This window comes from Vagococcus fluvialis, from assembly GCF_048815235.1.
GTDB lineage: Bacteria > Bacillota > Bacilli > Lactobacillales > Vagococcaceae > Vagococcus.
Window position 1 is genome coordinate 1 of sequence record NZ_JBMEAO010000016.1, and the last position, 18,122, is coordinate 18,122.

Sequence of the window (18,122 nt, forward strand, 5' to 3'; positions counted from 1 at the left end):
TTGGCTGTAAATCAGAAAAATAAACCAATAGATAACAAAAAAGAATCGGAATCCAAAAATCTTTTTAAGATTTTCGAATTTCGATTCTTTTATTTAAGAACTGTAACTACTTATGTCACAGCCTCTTCATTTAATCATATTAAGCACTATGACTTGTTATTACCAATACTCCTGTACATCAACCGGAGTTAATATAAAGCCTATTTTCTAGTGTTTGTTTATTATATTCTTTCTAATTTCTGGATAGAGTAACTCTAAAACATTCATTGTTAAGCGGCGACTTGGTCCTGCAAATGGATAAATGTGCATGTGCATCGCTGGATTAAAGTTCCCTTCAATAATGCCATAAGTTAAGCTACCTTTTTCACCTGGGATTGTCTTATCCGGAATAATTAAATCAATTCCACAGATTTTAGCCCCTAAAGCTTCAACTGCTTCTTCAGCAATTTTTTTATAGCTCTCATCCATCTCATCTGTCACGTCTATTGAATCGCCACCTGTACTAACATTGGAATTTTCTCTTAAATAAACAATTTGATCTACTTCTGGAATACTATCAATAGTTAAGCCTTGTTCTTTTAACATTAATTGTTCCAAATCACCTAATTGAATTAATTCCAATGGTGACCGGTGATTCGTTCCACGTAAACTGTCTTTATTTTTTTCTGCTACTAATTCTTTAACAGTATCTTTACCGTTTCCTTTAACGTTTGCTGGAACTCGCAACATAATAGCTCGTGTTTTCCCATCTAAAACGAAGAATCGGTATTCTGTTCCAGGTAAGAATTCTTCTACTAATAAGTCAGAATCTTCTTTAAAGGCGATTTCTAAAGCTTTTTGATAATCTTCAAAAGAAGCTCCTTCTTTAAAAATCGAAATACCTAATCCGTAATTGGTAGATTTAGGTTTGACAACAAATCCTTTATTAGCAAATAAATCATAGGATTCCTGAGCTTTTTCCATTGTTGAAAATTCTTTTCCTAATGGTACTCTAAAACCTGCTTTAGCTAACACTTTTTTAGTAACTGTTTTGTTTTCCATCAGTAATGGCACAATATAAGAATCTTTACTTGTCATGTTGGCATTTTTAACATACTCAACTTTTCCTAAGTAGTTTAACTTCAAGAATTGATCATTTTCATCAAGAACTTCTACTTTCACACCATGTTGAATGGCGTCAAATAGCATAATTTGAGTAGATAACTCCATGTGTCGATAACCAGATAGCTGGTAAGGTTTATCAAAAGCTCTTTGATAATATGACTCTCCAAGAGAAACTGCAAAATCTTTATGAGTTCCATTCATGTCAGACATTGACTCTACTATTTGAGCTGCCAAAGTATGTTTGGGTTCTTTTAGAGCTGATTCAACTTGATTAATTACGGCTAAATAATCTTTTGATAGTCCTAATACTTGTGCCATCTCTTTCATTTCTGCTAAAACCCAAAAACCTTCTTCACTATTTTTAGTTACTTCGTTAGGGTGTTCTAATGAAACATGTTCATTTTTTATTGAACCTTCTTTTAACATTTTTTCTGAAGTTTCATCAGATTCATCAATCCAAAGCATCGTCATCATAAATAAATGTAAAAAGTTTAATGTTTCAATAGTAATACCATACTCAGCAAATGGATTTAAATCAATATTACGTAACTCAATATAAGACACGCCATCAGTCAATAAGTCATCAATCTTGTCTGTTCCTCTTAAACGAACAGCAGAATAAAATTCTTTTGCTTCGATTAAGTCACCGTTATCCACTAAGCGATTAATATCTGAAACATATTGCTCAATCGACTCATATGAGACATTAATTTCTGGTCGATTTGTATAACCAAAATGACTATTTCTAAAACTTCTCACTGGCTCACTAACTGGTTCTTTAAAGAAATATCCCTCTTCAGCATAAGGACTAGCACCGTATAAATACGTTACTAACCAACGATAACGTAAATAGTGACGGGATACTTTCATGTAACTAGCTGTTCTAAAAGCCTCAAAATCAGTATATTCTGTTTGTTTTTTAAATAATTTTTCTAAAAATTCATGAGAAAATTCAAAATTATAGTGAATACCACTAACCATTTGTTTTCTTTTACCATAAACTTTGGCTAAATAGCGACGGTAATTTACATCTCCTTGATCACTTAATTTAGCAATCATAATATCTCTGTCGTCTTTAGGTAAAACTGGTGGCATACTCATAGGCCAAAATCTCTCTTGGTTCTCTAAAGAACGTAAGGATACATCATGTAAAGCCCCTAAAAAACGAAGCGTTTCTTCACTAGAATCAAAAACTGGTGTAATAAGTTCCATTTGAGTTTCACTAAAATCAGTTTGGATATAAGGATGAATATCACGAGAAGCGACTTGTTGTGGATGATCTGTTGTCGCTAAATCTCCCTCAGGAGTAATTCGTTGGCTTTCCTTTTCTAAACCAATTCGAAATTCTTTAAAATAAGCTTTAATTTCTTCAGATTGTAACATCTGTTTAATTGTCTTCATTAAATTTCCACCTTATACTTTTTCAACATGTTTTATACGCACCTATTATATCATTCAGTGAATACTTTCTCTAAATATATGATTACAAAAAATAAGCAACATTCTATTCAAAAAAAAAACAACACCTAATGATGGACTTAGATGTTGTTTCGTATATTGTTCAAATTTAAATGATTATTTTGTTGCGATTACTTCAATTTCTACTTTTGCATCTTTTGGAAGTCTAGCTACTTCAACACAACTTCTTGCTGGAAATGGTTCAGCAAAAAATTCTCCATATACTTCATTAATAGCAGCAAAATCATTCATCTCTTTAATGAAAACTGTTGTTTTAAATACTTTGTCCATTGATGTCCCTGCTTCTTCTAAAATAGCTTTGACATTTTCTAAAGACTGCTTAGCTTGCTCTTTCACGTCTTCAGAAATAGCTCCTGTTTCAGGATTTACTGGAAGTTGCCCAGAAGTATAAACTAATTCTCCCACTTGAATAGCTTGTGAATAAGGTCCAATTGCTCCAGGTGCTTTTTCTGTATGGATTGGTTTTAATGTCATTATCTCATTTCCTCTCTACTTTATTATTTTTGTTGTAACTACATTTATTATATCTAAACAAACGGTCATCCACAACATAAAACTGACGCTTTTTGTGTTTTTTCGTGTAATTCTATTGTATTTCAACGCCGTATTCTGTATATTTTTTCAGTATATCTGGATTTAGATTGGAATCAGTAATAATTAAATTAATATCCTCAATGTCTGCTATTTTCACTAAGGATTCATTATCAATATTATTACTCGTTACGAGTATGATAACTTCTTGCGCAATTTCCATAAATTGTTTTTGAATATGAATTTCACTCATTAAGTAGTCTGTTACTCCTCTTAACAATGACACTCCCCCGACACTTAAAAAGGCTTTATGTGCTATAAAATTAGAAAGCATGCCTTCAACAAATTGACCATCAAAAGAGTATTCTTTGCTGTTCAAGACACCACCTAATAAGATAAGAGTAAAGTTTTCTTTATCCGCTAGTTCATTAACAATCATTAATGAATTCGTAATAATCGTTAAATCTTCAAAATGACGCTTAATTTCTTTCGCTATTTCTAAGTTGGTTGTACTATTATTCAAAACAATTAATGAACCTTCTTCAATATGTGTAACAGCTTTTTTAGCTATCTCAATTTTTTCATTAATAAATTCGTCTTTTCTTTTAGAATAATTTAATTTACCTGGTTTATTCCCTTTAAGAATAGCCCCTCCGTGTACTCTCTTGAGTAATTCTTTTTTTTCTAAAATTTCTAAATCTCGTCTAATTGTCTCAACAGAGACATCAAATTCACGCGTTAATTTTGATACTTTGACACTTCCTTCTATAGAAAGAGTTTTTAAAATTTCATTTCTTCTATCTGTTGCTAACAAAAAATTACCTCCTCGTTATTCTAATTAGTTTCTGAATTCATTATTTCAAATGATTTACTAACGTTAAATATTCATCTGTTCGTTCTTTAATTTTTTTTCTTAACAATATCAAAGCAATAATATTAGGAATAATTAGGATACCTAAAATACTGTCTTGAATACTCCATACTAGTGATAAATTCACCCAACCACCAAAGATAATCAATACTATAAAGATATACTTATAAAAAACACTTTTTTTATTTCCTATAATATACTCAATCGCTGTGTTTCCAAGATACCACTGAGCTACCATTGATAAGAATCCGAAGACTACTGTCGTTAGACCTACAATGTACTCAAACATTGGATGAACTGTTCCATAAGCCATACTTACTAATACTGCTGGTGATGCCCCCGTATCTAAAACACCTGTCGTTAAAATGACTATAGCACTAATCGAGCAAATAACAATAGTGTCTACAAATACTTCAGTCACACCAAATATTGCTTGTTTACCAATATGATCTACTTTAGCCGAGGCATGTAATACAGCTGCAGTTCCTTCGCCAGCTTCATTAGAGTATAACCCTCTAGCTACCCCGTACCTCATACTTTCACGAATAGAATATCCTAGTACACCACCTACACCGGCTTCAAATGAAAAAGCACTCTGAAACATCGTTACAAAAACAGTTGGTAAACTTGATATATTCATACAAATAACTATTATACCACCAATGACATAAAATGCGGCCATAAAGGGAACAACTCGTTGGGAAATAGATCCTATTCTTTTCATACCTCCTGCAATCATCAAACTTATTAGAACAATAACGCCAATTATTGTCATTATGGGAGGTACACTAAACATTGACTGCATATTAGCTGTGATAGCATTGGCTTGAATCATCGTACCACCAGCATTTTGTAATAATAATAGAACAGCGTATAAAATTGCTATTTTAGGTAAATGAAGTCCTTTTGAAATATAATACATAGGTCCACTAATAAAACTACCATCTTCAAGCTTCTCTCTGTATTCCATACCCAATAATATCTCACTGTATTTAGTCGCCATACCTATCATGGCAGCTATCCACATCCAAATAACACTTCCAGGACCCCCGGCAACTACAGCTGTGGCAACACCTACAATATTTCCATTTCCAACACAACTTCCAAGCGCCGTACATAGTGCTTGAAATGAAGTTACGTTGCCTTCTCCTGAAGTAGATTCCTTATTGATAATAGGTTTAATAATCGTTTCTTTCAGAATCTGTGGCAGTTTCCTGATGTAGAAGAAACGCATTAACCATCCCAAGTATAACCCTGTTCCAATTAAGAGCGCTACCAACCAATTTCCCCAAATAATATGTGACAAGCTAGTAAAAAAATGTTCTAATTTTTCCACAACTAATTCCCCATTCTTCCTAATCTAAATAGACCTGTTCAACGATTCGATTATAACGAAAAATAACTATAGAAGCTACATTCTCCTATAGTTAATTTTCTTTTGCTACTATCTTTATTTTTTTGTTTTTATTTTTTTAACTAATACGTTACTTATAAAAAATCCGGCTAATCCAAAACCACACATAATTAAAAAGACAATTTGAAATCCTTTTAATCCAGGAAATGTATCCAAAATGCTACCATACAATCTATAGGCAAAAATACCAGGTGCATACCCTACAAAACTTCCGATAGACATCGCTGCTCCAGTCATTTCATTTGGGATTTTTATCTCTCCCATAGGAGCAAAAAATACTGACCTCATTGCAAAGACAACCGCTCCAACAACTAATGTTAAAATCATCCCTGTATATACCCCTAATGATTCATGAGGTAAAAAAGTAAATATCCCCAAAATAACTACTCCTACAAGAAATGAAAATCTTAAGAATTTTGATGGTGATTTAAATTTCTTATCTGCTAATACACCACCTACTGGACCACTTAATATTTTTAATCCATATTGATTAATAATTCCATAAACACCAACTAAAGCAATTGGTAATGCATATATTTGCTCTAAAAATGGTAAGAAATAAACCAAGCCACAATACATACCATATACACAAAAGATTGTCATAGAAACTAACCAAACTTCTGGCATTTTTAATGTAGCTTTTACTGTTGCTAACGTATCATTTTTACCTTTTTCTGTTTTTACCTTCACTACTTTTTCATCATGTTCTAAACAGAAGTACGAAATAATACCAATAACAATCATAGCTACTGCAAAAAATGTGATAGAAGCTTTTAATCCTACTGCGTTACTTCCTACCCATGTAAAAATACCTAAACTAATGAACGCCACTACTGTATCAACTACTCCACGTCCACCTTCTAAAAATCCAAATAATCTCCCTTGCTCTTGATCTGTTCCAAGAGACTTTATTGATTTTAAAAGAATCGGCCAATAAAGCATGTCACATGTAATTCCAAACATTGCATAGATGAAAAGAATCACACCATAACTCGGAAATGTTGCTAACCATAAACTTAGCAATCCTGTTAAAATTAATGCTAATGGTAACATTATTTTTTTGGAAAACTTATCTGATATATAGACTGAGAAAATAAAACCAAAACTTGCTATTGTTGACCAAGTACCTACTACAGTCCCTAACTGTGTATGTGATAACCCCATAAATTCTTGCATAGGCACATAAAATGTCGATTGTAGACTGGCAACTTTATAAATTGTTCCTGCCCCTAAAACAAGAATTGTAAAAGTGAACCATTTCTTAAAATTTGCACTCTTTGTATCCATTCCATACTCCCTTATAAGCTATTTTGATGAAACTAATTATCTACAGTATTTATCTCTTAAAGCTAGTGTATATTTAGCACATTGCTCGACACCTTTTGCTTGATCTTCAATCATTTGATCCATCAATTCAGCTGGTGGATAGTAATAATCTAGTGGTTTAATGACATCATAATCATATGGTGGTTGTTCTACTTTAAACGCTCCCTCACCAACTTTATCAATTCCGCCAGCTCCAGGTTCTCTTCTAAATTTCGTGCAATAAGGGAAACACATTTCAATGTTAATACGAGTTAGTGGTGATTCTTCTACTAAAATTTTGAAACACTCATCTAAATCGATATTCCCTGTTCCAACTGGCACGCCACATACACGATAGTCATCACCATCTTGAACAATAATATGATCTTTAAAATGTGTTGTATAAGCATATGGTGCTAAGTTTCTAACAGCTTCGACTGGATCTTCCCAAGCCATCATTCCGTTACCGATATCGCAGTGAGCCTTCACCCAAATACTATCTACTTCTTCAATCATCCCAATCACTTCATTCGATGTTTCAAATTCATGGTTTTCAAGAGCAATTTTTACACGATATTTTTTTAATACCGGAACTAATTCTTTTAAATCTGATACGACAGTTGGAAATACTGAATTATCAAATTCATCAAATGGGATGTAAGTTCTAATAACATCAGCTCCAATAGAGTGAGCTACTTTTACAATCTCTGTTAAATGTTCTACATCTGTTCCACAGGTATCAATTTCGGCAAATAAATTATATTTATCAATTTCTGCTTTTACTTTTGCTAGATACTCTGGTTCAAAAGATTCGAGAACTTTAATATGCTCACGACCTGGCCAAGGGATAATATTTAACATAACTCCTTCTAAACCTAATTCTGCTGTTTTTTGAATAAACCCAAAAACATCCATTTTCCCTGTAATAAACTGTAAATGATAACTTTCTGTTTCTAAACCAATTTTCATTATTCATACACTCCTTGTTTACTTTTGATAATCTGTACTATACACCATTTTGAATCCGCTATCAACACATAAATACAAATTATTTGTGTTTTTTTGTGCTTTTTAACAACATTAACCACGTTATAAACCACAAAAAAGCTACTTCTATGTTTTTTTTGTGGAATTACAACATTTAGTTTTATAAGGAATCTTTTATAAATTTAATGTAGTATCTATTGAATTACCTACGTAAAATAAAAAAAAGAAACAAAATCATAAAAAGATTTTGTTTCTTTAATCATTATTTCTTGTTATTATTTTTTTGTTTTAAAAGGAACCCTAAAATCAAGGCACTTACAATAGAGCCAACTAATATGAACACTAAATAAAGAATCGGCTGACTAACTAGCATGATAACAAATATACCACCATGAGGAGCCATTAATTTAATTCCTAATGCACCTACTAAACCACCTGCTAAAGCTGAACCTGCTATGAAACTTGGAATCATACGCAATGGATCTGATGCTGCAAATGGAATAGCTCCTTCTGTAATAAATGAGAATCCCATAATCAAGTTCGTTACACCAGCTTCTTGATCTTTTTTAGAAAATTCATTTTTAAAGATTAATGTAGCAATTGCAATCGCTAATGGCGGCACCATTCCACCTGCCATTACAGCAGCCATTACAACACTACCTCCTGTCGCAACTGATGCTGCTAATGTTCCTGTACCAAATACATATGCCGCTTTGTTAATAGGACCACCTAAATCTACTGCCATCATACCACCTAGTAATGCGCCTAAAATAGCTGCATTTCCACCTGATAGATTGTTTAAAAAGTTATTTAATCCTGTATTAATAGCTGACATCGGGATATTAATTAACAACATCAAAGCACCTGTAATTAACAAGCCAAACACTGGATAAAATAAAATCACTTTAATACCATCTAAGCTTTTCGGTAAATTTGAAAATACTTTTTTCAAGAATAAAATGACATAACCTGCTAAGAAACCACCAACTAAAGCACCTAAAAATCCTGAAGGCATTGGATTTTCTAGTTGTCCAATAGCTACTCCAGATGCTGCCATCGCTCCCGCTGCAAACCCAACAATTAAGCCAGGTCTATCAGCTATACTTGAAGCTATAAATCCAGCTAAAACAGGTAACATAAATGAAAAGGCTGTACCACCTATTGTATTAAAGTAAGCTGCTAATTGGTTATATGAGCCTAATGAACTTAATGAATCAGTTGGAACACCTATCATTTGATCAATTAGAAAGGCTAAAGCAATGGCAATCCCACCACCTATAACAAAAGGTAACATGTGACTAACACCATTCATTAAGTGTTTGTAGATTTGTGAGCCTACACTACCAGAACTTGTCTCTTGCTCATCACTATCACTAGAACCAGTATGGTGATAAACACTTGATTTACCACTCACTGCTAAATCAATTAGTTCTGCTGATTTTTTGATTCCATCACTTACAGGACGGTTAACTAATGGTTTTCCTTCAAAGCGTGCCATCTCAACATTTTTATCTGCTGCAATAATAACTCCAGATGCTCTTTTAATATCTTCTTCTGTTAAAGCATGCTTAATTCCTTCAGAACCATTTGTTTCTACTTTAATATCTACGCCTAATTCTTTTGCTTTATTTTTAAGTGCGTCCTCAGCCATATACGTATGTGCAATCCCTGTTGGACAAGCTGTTACAGCGATAACAAACGGTCTATTTTCTTCTACTGTCGCTTCTTGTAATGACTCTGCTTGCTCTTTTTCATCGTATACGCGTTGTGCTTCTTCAAATAAAGCAATGACTTCTTCTGGTTTTTCAGCCTTTTTTAAGTCTCTAATTAAATCAGGATTTAATAGTAATCTTGATAAACTTGCTAAAGCTTGTAAATGAGTGTCATTTGCTCCTTCAGGTGCAGCTATCATGAAGAATAAATAAGTCCGTTGGCCATCTAATGCTTCATAGTCAACGCCTTGATTACTTTTAGCAAATAACACAGTTGGTTGAACAACAGCTTTATTCTTAGCATGTGGCATCGCTAAACCATCACCTAAACCTGTTGAAGTTTGAGCTTCTCTAGCTAAAATGCCTGCTTCAAATACATCAGTATCATTAATTCTTCCTGTCTCTGCTAACTTTTCAACCATCTCATGAACTGCTTCATTTTTACCAGTTGCTTTTAGTGACATTACCATTGCATCTACAGCTAATAAATCAACAATTTTCATTTACATCTCCCCCTAATATGTTTTTATTATTTCTATTTTTACTTGATCAACTAAACCCGATATCGTTTCTTTTGAACCTAAATCATCACTAAAAGCTGTAGCACTGCCTGATGCCACACCATAAGTTAAACATTCTGTAATCTCTTTATTTTGAACCCATCTACTTATAAAACCTGCAACCATTGAATCTCCAGCTCCAACTGAATTTTTCAATTCACCTGTTAAGCCCTCTACACGGAAAATACCAGTCTCACTAAACAATATAGCTCCATCTTTTCCCATTGAGATTAAAACATTTTGAGCGCCACCATGTAATAATTTTTCCCCATATGGCAACATTTCTTCTATTGTCTCAAATGTTGTTTCAAATATAGCTGCTAACTCATGATGATTTGGTTTTACCAATACAGGTTTAAAAGGAAGAATATCTAATAATTCCTGACTACTAATATCCACAACAAATGGAATGTGACGTTGATTCATTTCCTTAACCAATTCTAAGTAAATACCTGTTGATAACCCTTTAGGAATACTTCCAGAAAAGACGACTAAATCATCACTAGTCAGTGAGTATAATGTTTCTTTTAGTTTTGCTAGGTCCTCTGCTTCAATAATAGGTCCTCTGCCATTTATTTCAGTTTCGACCTGACTTCTTAATTTGATGTTAATTCTCGTATCGCCTTGTACTTCGATAAAATCAGTCATTAAACCTTCTTCTTGAAGCTTTTCTCTAATAAAATCACCTGTAAAGCCGCCAATAAATCCCACATTAGTTGACGGAACTTCTAATTGTTTTAATACTCGAGAAACATTAATTCCTTTTCCCCCTGGAAACTTATGCTCTGTATCAGTTACATTAAGTTGCCCTTCATTAAAATCTGCTACTTGAATAACATAATCAATTGCTGGATTTAGCGTTACTGTATAAATCATAAGTCGACCTCCTTAATCGTTGTTTGACTCTTAATCTCATCACTAATAATATTTTCCCCAATTTTATTAGTAATTACGATAGCTTCTTCAAGATTCCCCATCTTTGAAAAATTAACTTTGTTAAATTTAGTCTCATCAGCTAATATAAAAACATGTTGTGCTTGTCCCATTGCCGCTTTTTTAGTCGCAGCTTCTTCGGTGTCTGCTGTTGTATAGCCATATCTTTCATGAATACCATTAGTTCCCATAAAAGCTTTATCGAAATAACAGGTTTTAATTTGTTCAATCGCTTGATTGCTAACAGCTGCTTTGGTTGTTAAACGAATACTTCCACCTAGCATAGTTGTTTGCAAACCTAAATCTAGACTTAAACTAGCATGATCTACAGCATTAGTAATCACATGAACCTTTTTATCTTTTAAGAAAGGTAACATTTCATAAGTTGTTGTTCCTGCATCTAAATAAATAAATTCTCCTGGTAAAACTAATGATGCAGCATATTTTGCTATTTTTTTCTTTTCTTGAACGTTTTTGGATGATTTTTCAATCATACTCATTTCTGTTTCTAACTTGATTATTTTTTGAGCGCCACCATGAACACGGCGTAACCAACCAGCTTCTTCCATCTCTTGTAAATCTCTTCTAATCGTTGATTCTGATACATCAAACAGTGACATTAAATCCCTTGTTTTAAGGATTTCTTTTTCTCTTAATAGTTCTAAGATTTTTTGTTGTCTCTCTTCTGTTAGCACTTTCATCACCTCATACTGTTATAATACTATCATTCTCTTTCTTTTTCAATCAAAAACATTCATATTTTTGGTAGTTTTTGAAGGAATTTAAAGGAAAAAGAAAAGGCTGACTTTTTCAGTCAACCTTTCCATTTTTTTAATTCTCATACATTTCCATTAAATCTTTAAATAAACCATAAACAAATTGATTTGGATCAAAATCTTCTAAGTCAGTTATTCTTTCACCTAAACCAACTAATTTAACTGGTAAGTGTAACTCATTGCGAATCGCAAGAACCATCCCACCTTTAGCTGTGCCATCTAGTTTAGATAAAACAATTCCAGTCACATCCGTTGTATCTTTAAACTCTTTGGCTTGAATCATTGCATTTTGACCTGTTGTCGCATCAACAACTAGTAAAACCTCATGAGGAGCTGATGGGTATTCACGTTCAATAACGCGTTTCATTTTCTCTAACTCTTTCATTAAGTTCACTTTATTTTGTAAACGACCTGCTGTATCAACTAAAAGAATATCATAGTTTTCTTTTTTAGTTTTTTCAACGGCATCAAATACCACAGCTGCCGGATCACTACCAGCGCTATGTTTCACCACATCTACACCAGCACGCTCTCCCCAAACAACTAATTGATCAATTGCTCCAGCTCTAAAGGTATCAGCAGCTGCTAAAAGAACTTTTTTACCTTCTTGTTTGTAACGATGAGCTAATTTACCAATACTTGTTGTCTTACCAACACCATTAACCCCTACAAATAAAATGATAGTCGGTCCGTCCGGCTGAATGTTTAAACTGTTATCTTCCTCAGCACCTTCAGTTTCATAAATCTCTACTAGTTTTTCAATAATAGTGTTTTGTACGTCAGATTGTTTTTTAACATTTTTTAATCTGACTTCTTCTTGTAGCTCATCAGAAATTCTCATAGCTGTTTCAAAACCAACATCCGCACTAATTAACGATTCTTCTAACTCTTCAAAGAATTCATCATCTACCATACGGAAATTGGCAAATAAGTTGTTCATGAATTGTCCAAATGTTTTACGTGATTTTTCTAATCCTTTGTCATACTTTTCAATCGTTTCTTCTTGTTTAGAAGGTGTTTCAATAACTGGCTCAGATGTTTTCACTTCATTTACAACTGGAACCTCTACTTCTTCTATTGGGTCTTCTTTTGGTTCCTCTACTACTTCTTCTTCAAATTCAACCACTGTTTCTTCAGAAGGTATTTCTTCTGTCACTTCCATCTGTTCCTCTACTTCAACAACTGGTACTTCAGAGGATTCTACTTCTTCTACTGCAAGTTCTTTTTTTTCTTCTTCAACGACTTTTTCACCTAAAACAGCCTTTTTTATCTTATCAAAAAATCCCATGTCGTCCCCCTAATCTACTAAAACAAATGTTTCAACAGCGTGAGCTACACCGTCTTCTTGATTTGTTTTTGTAATAAATTGTGCTATCTTTTTTAATTCTGAGTTTCCATTTTCCATAACAACACCCATACCAGCATATTCTATCATAGAAACATCATTTTCCTCATCACCAATAGCCATAACTTCAGATTGCTTGATTCCGAGCTCTTTTGCTAATAAATCAATTCCATTAGCTTTACTAACTTCTTTATGAATAATTTCAAGTAAACAATCTCGTGATTTCATAATATTAAATGTTTCATACCATTCTGGAGATAATTCTTTTAATTTTTCATCTAAGTAAGCTGGGTCTGTTCCAACCACCATTTTATTATAAACAGTCTTATCATCTAATTCACTGACTGATTTAGTTACTGTTTTTAATAAGGGATTTAAGCTAGGATAAATCGATTCCTTACTAGTTGATGTTGTTAAATGGATACAAGTATCTGTTGTAATGATATCTAAAGGTAAATCAAGCTCAGTCATTACCTCAGCAACAGACTTAACTTCTTCTAATGACAATGAATATGATAATAACTCTTCTCCAGTATCATTCTTTTGAATGGAACCTCCATTGAAGGTAATACTATAGTCGCCTTCATCTCTTAACTCTAAACGGTCTAAATAAGATTCCACTGCTAAAAGTGGACGACCTGTACAAAGAACAACTTTCACACCTTGTTCTTTCGCTTTTGTTAATGCTACTTTATTTCCTTCAGAAATAGTCTTATCATCTCTTAATAACGTTCCATCTAAATCGATAGCAATTAATTTAATCATCTGACTTCTCCCTTTACATCATTTCCAAATTTTCTTGATTCTCCAACTCTTCTAAGTGAACCGAAACAATTTTAGATACTCCCGATTCTTGCATTGTTACCCCGTAAAGCATATTGGCAGATTCCATTGTTCCCTTACGATGCGTAATTACAATAAATTGTGTATCTTCGCCAAATCTGCGTAAATAATTTCCATACCTTGTTACATTGGCATCATCTAATGCTGCCTCTACCTCGTCAAGAATACAGAACGGCACAGGTCTAGCTTGAATAATCGCAAATAATAAAGCGATAGCTGTTAGAGCTTTTTCTCCACCAGATAACAGGCTTAAATTTTGTAATTTTTTCCCAGGTGGTTGAGCTACGATATCTATTCCTGTATGAAGTAAGTCTGTTGGGTCTGTTAAAATTAAATCTGCATGACCTCCTCCAAACATATTTGGAAAGACATTTCTAAACTCTTCCCTTATATCACAAAAAACATCATGGAATTTTTTGATGACTAACTCATCCATTTCATTCATGGTTTCGAACAATTCATCTTTAGCTAATACTAAATCAGCTTGTTGTGTCACTAAGAATTGATGACGTTCGTTGACTTCTTGATATTGATCAATGGCATTCAGATTCACAATTCCAAGTTGTTGAATCGCTTCTTTTAGTTCCTTAATTTGTTGTTTGCCTAAATCAAAATCCTCTACATCTGGATAACTAGCTTTTCCTGCTTCAAAGGTTAAACCATACTCTTCTTGTAAATACGTAAGACCTTGATCTAAACCAATATTAGCACTATTTTTAGCTACTTCCATTGTTGTTTTTTCATTCATTTGTTCTTGAATAACTTGATTCATTTGAACAACTTTTTCGTCACCTTCAGAAATTTGTTTATACAATTCTTCCCGTTCTTGTTTTAACTCATCTAATTCATTTAACAACATTTCTTTTTCTTGTTTCAACTGACTCATTGTTTCTTGAATTTGTTCGCTTACTTCACCATGAGTCATATGTTCTGTTGATTCCGAGTCTAATTGATTACTCAAATGACTTTTTCGGTTCATTAACTCATCAACTGCTAATTGTTTTTCTTTTACTCGTTGTTTAAGATAGACATTTTTTTCAGCAACTCCAGCTAATTCTGCTTGTTTAACAGTTAATTTTTGCTGAGCCTCTTCTTTTTTCTGAGTCACTTCTTCCTCTAACTCATTCGTCTCCTTCAACAATCTATCCAGTTCGTCTTTTTTCTGAATTAATTTTTCCTGAGCTTCTAATAATTGCTCTTTTTCTTCTTGATAATCTTCCAAGAAGCGTTGTAATTCACGTTTTTCATACTCAAAAGCACGGCGCTCTTTTTCTTGACGACTTACTCGTTGTTCATATTTTTCTAACTCATTAGTTAGACTTTGTTCTAACATTCTAGCTTCTTCACCTTCACGGCGAACACTATCTAACTGTTCTTCTGCTTTTTGTAGTTGCTCTTTTAAGCTTTTTACTTCTAATTCTTTTGTTTGATACAAACGTGTCATTTGAGCAACTTGAACTTCTAATTCTTTTAGCTCTTGCCCTTGAGAAAACAGTTGATTGTTTTGACCTTGTTTACTTGCTCCACCAGTCATTGAACCACCTGGATTCATTACATCTCCTTCTAAGGAAACAACACGGTATTGGAAATTAATACTTTTAGCCAATTCATTGGCTGTTTGTAAGTCTTTTGCCACTATTGTTAGGCCTAGTATATTTTCAATGACTTGAGAAATACTCTTATCATACTCTACTAACTCACTAGCAACACCTACAAAACCTGGATGTGTTGCTACTCTGGCTTTTATTCCACTATTTAGTTGACGTGGTTTAATCGTTGTTAACGGTAAAAAAGTGGCACGACCAACACGTTTTTGTTTTAAGTAGGAAATAGCTTTTCTAGCACTTCCCTCATTATCTGTTATCACATGTTGGGCTGAAGCCCCTAATGCCGTTTCTATGGCTAGACTAATTTCTTTTGGTACTGTAATTAATTCAGCAACAGCTCCAACAATTCCACCTAAAGAATCACGTTCTTTTAACACAGAACGGACTCCTTGATAAAATCCTGCATAGTTAGCTTTTAATTCTTGTAAACTTTTTTCTTTAGCTTGTCCTTGTTGCAATATCTTTAAAGCTTCATACATTTGTTTCTCAGTGTTACTAGCTTTAGATTTTAATCCTAGAACTTCTTGTTGAACTAGACCAAAAGATTCCAATAGCTTAGCAACTTTCTCTTTTTGCTTCACTAATTCTTTGTTAGTTTTTTCAAAGCTAATTTTAGTTTCTTTTTCTTCTAACAAAAGCGTTTCATAGGTGGTAACGTCTTTTTGATTTCGAGCCATTTCTTGTTGATGTTGTTTTTCTAAATGCTTTAAGTCATTATTAATATTTGTTTGTTGTTGCATCACATCAACATAGTCACTTCTAAGTTCCTCTAGTTGCTCTTTAGTCGATTTACTAAAACGCTCTACTTCAGCACTTAATGTCCCAACTTCTTCACTTAGTTCTTTTTTTAGAGTGCTTAACTTTATTTCTTCCTCTTTTAACTTAACTAGCTCTTCTTGTAATTCTTTTTCTTTATCAAAAACTTCTTTTAAATCTTCTTCATAAGCTGTTTTATTTTGAACTGAAAAACGTTGTCTTTCTTCTAAAACATTTTTTCGACCTTCTAATTTTTCAAAATTAGTGGTTGTTTCTAATAATTTTCTTTGATGAGAATCAATCGTAGTTTCTAATTCTTCTCGTTTTTCTTTTAATTTCTTTTGCGTTTCTTCTTGTAAAAATAGACTTCTCTTTTTATCCTCAATGTTAGCAGTGATAATTTTTAGTACTTTATCTTGTTCTTCCCAGACCTTCTTGTGAGACTCAATTTCTTGAATCGTCACATTTACATCAACTGCGGTTAATTGCTCTTTATACACTAAGTATTTAGCTGCTATCTCACTTTGCTCTCTTAAAGGATGTAACTGTGCCTCTAGCTCATAAATAATATCTTGTACACGATTTAGATTATCTTCTGTCTCAAACAATCTTTTTTCAGCTTCTTTTTTTCTTGTTTTATATTTTAACACTCCAGCTGCTTCTTCAAAAATACCACGTCTATCTTCTGGTTTACTATTAAAAATAGATTCTACTTTACCTTGGGAAATAATCGAAAAAGATTCTTTTCCTAAACCAGAATCCATAAATAGATTAACAATATCTTTTAGGCGACAACTTTGTTTATTAATAAAGAAATCACTATCACCGCTTCTAGTTAATCGTCTTGTGACACTCACTTCACTAAAATCAATTGGTAAAAAACGCTCTTCATTGTCTAAAACAAGAGTCACTTCTGCTAAATTTAGAGCCGGACGTGAAGAAGAGCCAGCAAAAATTACGTCTGGCATAGTTCCTCCACGTAAATTTTTTGCTGACTGCTCTCCCAACACCCAACGAATAGCTTCAGTAATATTACTTTTTCCACTACCATTGGGACCAACTACTGCTGTTAACCCTTGATTAAATTCAATAACTGTTCTATCTGCAAAAGACTTAAACCCTGCAATTTCAATTCGTTTTAAATACACTAAAGCTTAGTCTCCTTCCTAGCACTGATTATCTTTCTTTAAATCAGTTAAAGCAACCTCTGCTGCCTTTTGTTCTGCTACTTTTTTAGATTTCCCAGAGCCTACTCCTAATAGTTTTCCGCCTGCATTAACTTCCACATGGAAAATACGGCTATGAGCTGGGCCTTCTTCTTTTACTAAACGATATTCAATGAAGATGTCCCCATTTTTTTGTAATACCTCTTGTAAGGCTGTTTTGTGATCCATCTCATGTGAAAAAGCACCTGCTTCAATTTTTGGAATAATGACTTTATAGATAAATTCATTCGCCTTTAGACTTCCTTGATCAATGAATAAAGCTCCTAAAAAAGCTTCAAATAAATCACATAAAAGAGACGAGCGACTTCTACCGTTTGAATTTTCTTCACCTTTACCTAAACGAACATAGGCATCAAAGCCACAATCTTTAGCAAACATCGCTAGGCTGTCTTCACGTACAATTGTCGCACGTAATTTTGTTAATTTTCCTTCAGGCATGTCTTGGAAATGATGATATAGATACTCAGAAATAATTAGCTCTAATACAGCATCCCCTAAAAATTCAAGGCGTTCGTTATCTGTTAATTCCAAATGTCGATGCTCATTCACATAGGATGAATGGGTAAAAGCTTGCTCCAATAGACTAATATCTTTGAAAACAATATCATATTTATTTTTTATTTCTGTTGTTAATTTTGTTTCTATCATGTTTTTGCTCTTCCTCTCATTCAAA

14 protein-coding genes are annotated in these 18,122 nt (G+C 33.3%); 1 reads left to right on the forward strand and 13 read right to left on the reverse strand.

Going from position 1 to position 18,122, the window contains the following annotated elements; all coding sequences use genetic code 11:
• The coding region (locus tag ACODH8_RS10940) for a hypothetical protein (RefSeq protein WP_420517733.1) at window positions 1-192 on the forward strand (192 nt) is incomplete at its 5' end.
• A gap of 15 nt (window positions 193-207) precedes the next feature.
• Here ACODH8_RS10940 and gshAB read toward each other — a convergent pair.
• The 13 genes from gshAB to rnc all read right to left on the reverse strand — a co-directional run bounded on the left by gshAB (window position 208) and on the right by rnc (window position 18,097).
• On the reverse strand, window positions 208-2,505 hold the full coding sequence (gene gshAB / locus ACODH8_RS10945) for a bifunctional glutamate--cysteine ligase GshA/glutathione synthetase GshB (protein WP_332466540.1): 2,298 nt from the start codon (window positions 2,503-2,505) through the stop codon (window positions 208-210).
• Window positions 2,506-2,679: 174 nt separating this feature from the next.
• A complete protein-coding gene (locus tag ACODH8_RS10950; RefSeq protein WP_332466539.1) occupies window positions 2,680-3,057 on the reverse strand; it encodes a RidA family protein in 378 nt (125 codons plus the stop codon).
• A 112-nt stretch (window positions 3,058-3,169) separates the two neighbouring features.
• A complete protein-coding gene (locus tag ACODH8_RS10955; RefSeq protein WP_332466538.1) occupies window positions 3,170-3,928 on the reverse strand; it encodes a DeoR/GlpR family DNA-binding transcription regulator in 759 nt (252 codons plus the stop codon).
• Between the two features lie 40 nt (window positions 3,929-3,968).
• Window positions 3,969-5,321, reverse strand: a complete 1,353-nt coding sequence (locus ACODH8_RS10960) for a sodium:alanine symporter family protein (protein WP_332466537.1) — start codon at window positions 5,319-5,321, stop codon at window positions 3,969-3,971.
• A gap of 114 nt (window positions 5,322-5,435) precedes the next feature.
• On the reverse strand, window positions 5,436-6,686 hold the full coding sequence (locus tag ACODH8_RS10965; protein WP_332466536.1) for an MFS transporter: 1,251 nt from the start codon (window positions 6,684-6,686) through the stop codon (window positions 5,436-5,438).
• Window positions 6,687-6,722: 36 nt separating this feature from the next.
• Window positions 6,723-7,673, reverse strand: coding sequence for a sugar phosphate isomerase/epimerase family protein (locus ACODH8_RS10970; protein WP_332466535.1), 951 nt, complete (start codon window positions 7,671-7,673; stop codon window positions 6,723-6,725).
• Window positions 7,674-7,953: 280 nt separating this feature from the next.
• Entirely contained in the window at window positions 7,954-9,906 is a 1,953-nt protein-coding gene (locus tag ACODH8_RS10975) for a fructose-specific PTS transporter subunit EIIC (RefSeq protein WP_332466534.1), read from the reverse strand.
• Window positions 9,907-9,918: 12 nt separating this feature from the next.
• Window positions 9,919-10,839 carry a 1-phosphofructokinase gene (pfkB, locus tag ACODH8_RS10980; RefSeq protein ID WP_332466533.1) on the reverse strand — a complete coding sequence of 307 codons (921 nt, stop codon included), beginning with the start codon at window positions 10,837-10,839 and terminating at the stop codon, window positions 9,919-9,921.
• Window positions 10,836-11,591 (reverse strand): DeoR/GlpR family DNA-binding transcription regulator, encoded by a 756-nt coding sequence (locus tag ACODH8_RS10985; protein ID WP_332525823.1) that lies wholly within the window; start codon window positions 11,589-11,591, stop codon window positions 10,836-10,838. Before ACODH8_RS10985 ends, pfkB begins: the two co-directional genes overlap by 4 nt.
• A gap of 136 nt (window positions 11,592-11,727) precedes the next feature.
• Complete coding sequence (gene ftsY / locus ACODH8_RS10990; RefSeq protein WP_332466531.1) at window positions 11,728-12,960, reverse strand: signal recognition particle-docking protein FtsY; 1,233 nt, start codon at window positions 12,958-12,960, stop codon at window positions 11,728-11,730.
• Window positions 12,961-12,969: 9 nt separating this feature from the next.
• Window positions 12,970-13,782 (reverse strand): Cof-type HAD-IIB family hydrolase, encoded by an 813-nt coding sequence (locus ACODH8_RS10995; protein WP_332466530.1) that lies wholly within the window; start codon window positions 13,780-13,782, stop codon window positions 12,970-12,972.
• 13 nt (window positions 13,783-13,795) lie between these two features.
• Window positions 13,796-17,371, reverse strand: coding sequence for a chromosome segregation protein SMC (gene smc / locus ACODH8_RS11000; RefSeq protein WP_332466529.1), 3,576 nt, complete (start codon window positions 17,369-17,371; stop codon window positions 13,796-13,798).
• An 18-nt stretch (window positions 17,372-17,389) separates the two neighbouring features.
• Window positions 17,390-18,097, reverse strand: coding sequence for a ribonuclease III (gene rnc / locus ACODH8_RS11005; RefSeq protein ID WP_420504271.1), 708 nt, complete (start codon window positions 18,095-18,097; stop codon window positions 17,390-17,392).
• Window positions 18,098-18,122 lie beyond the last annotated feature (25 nt).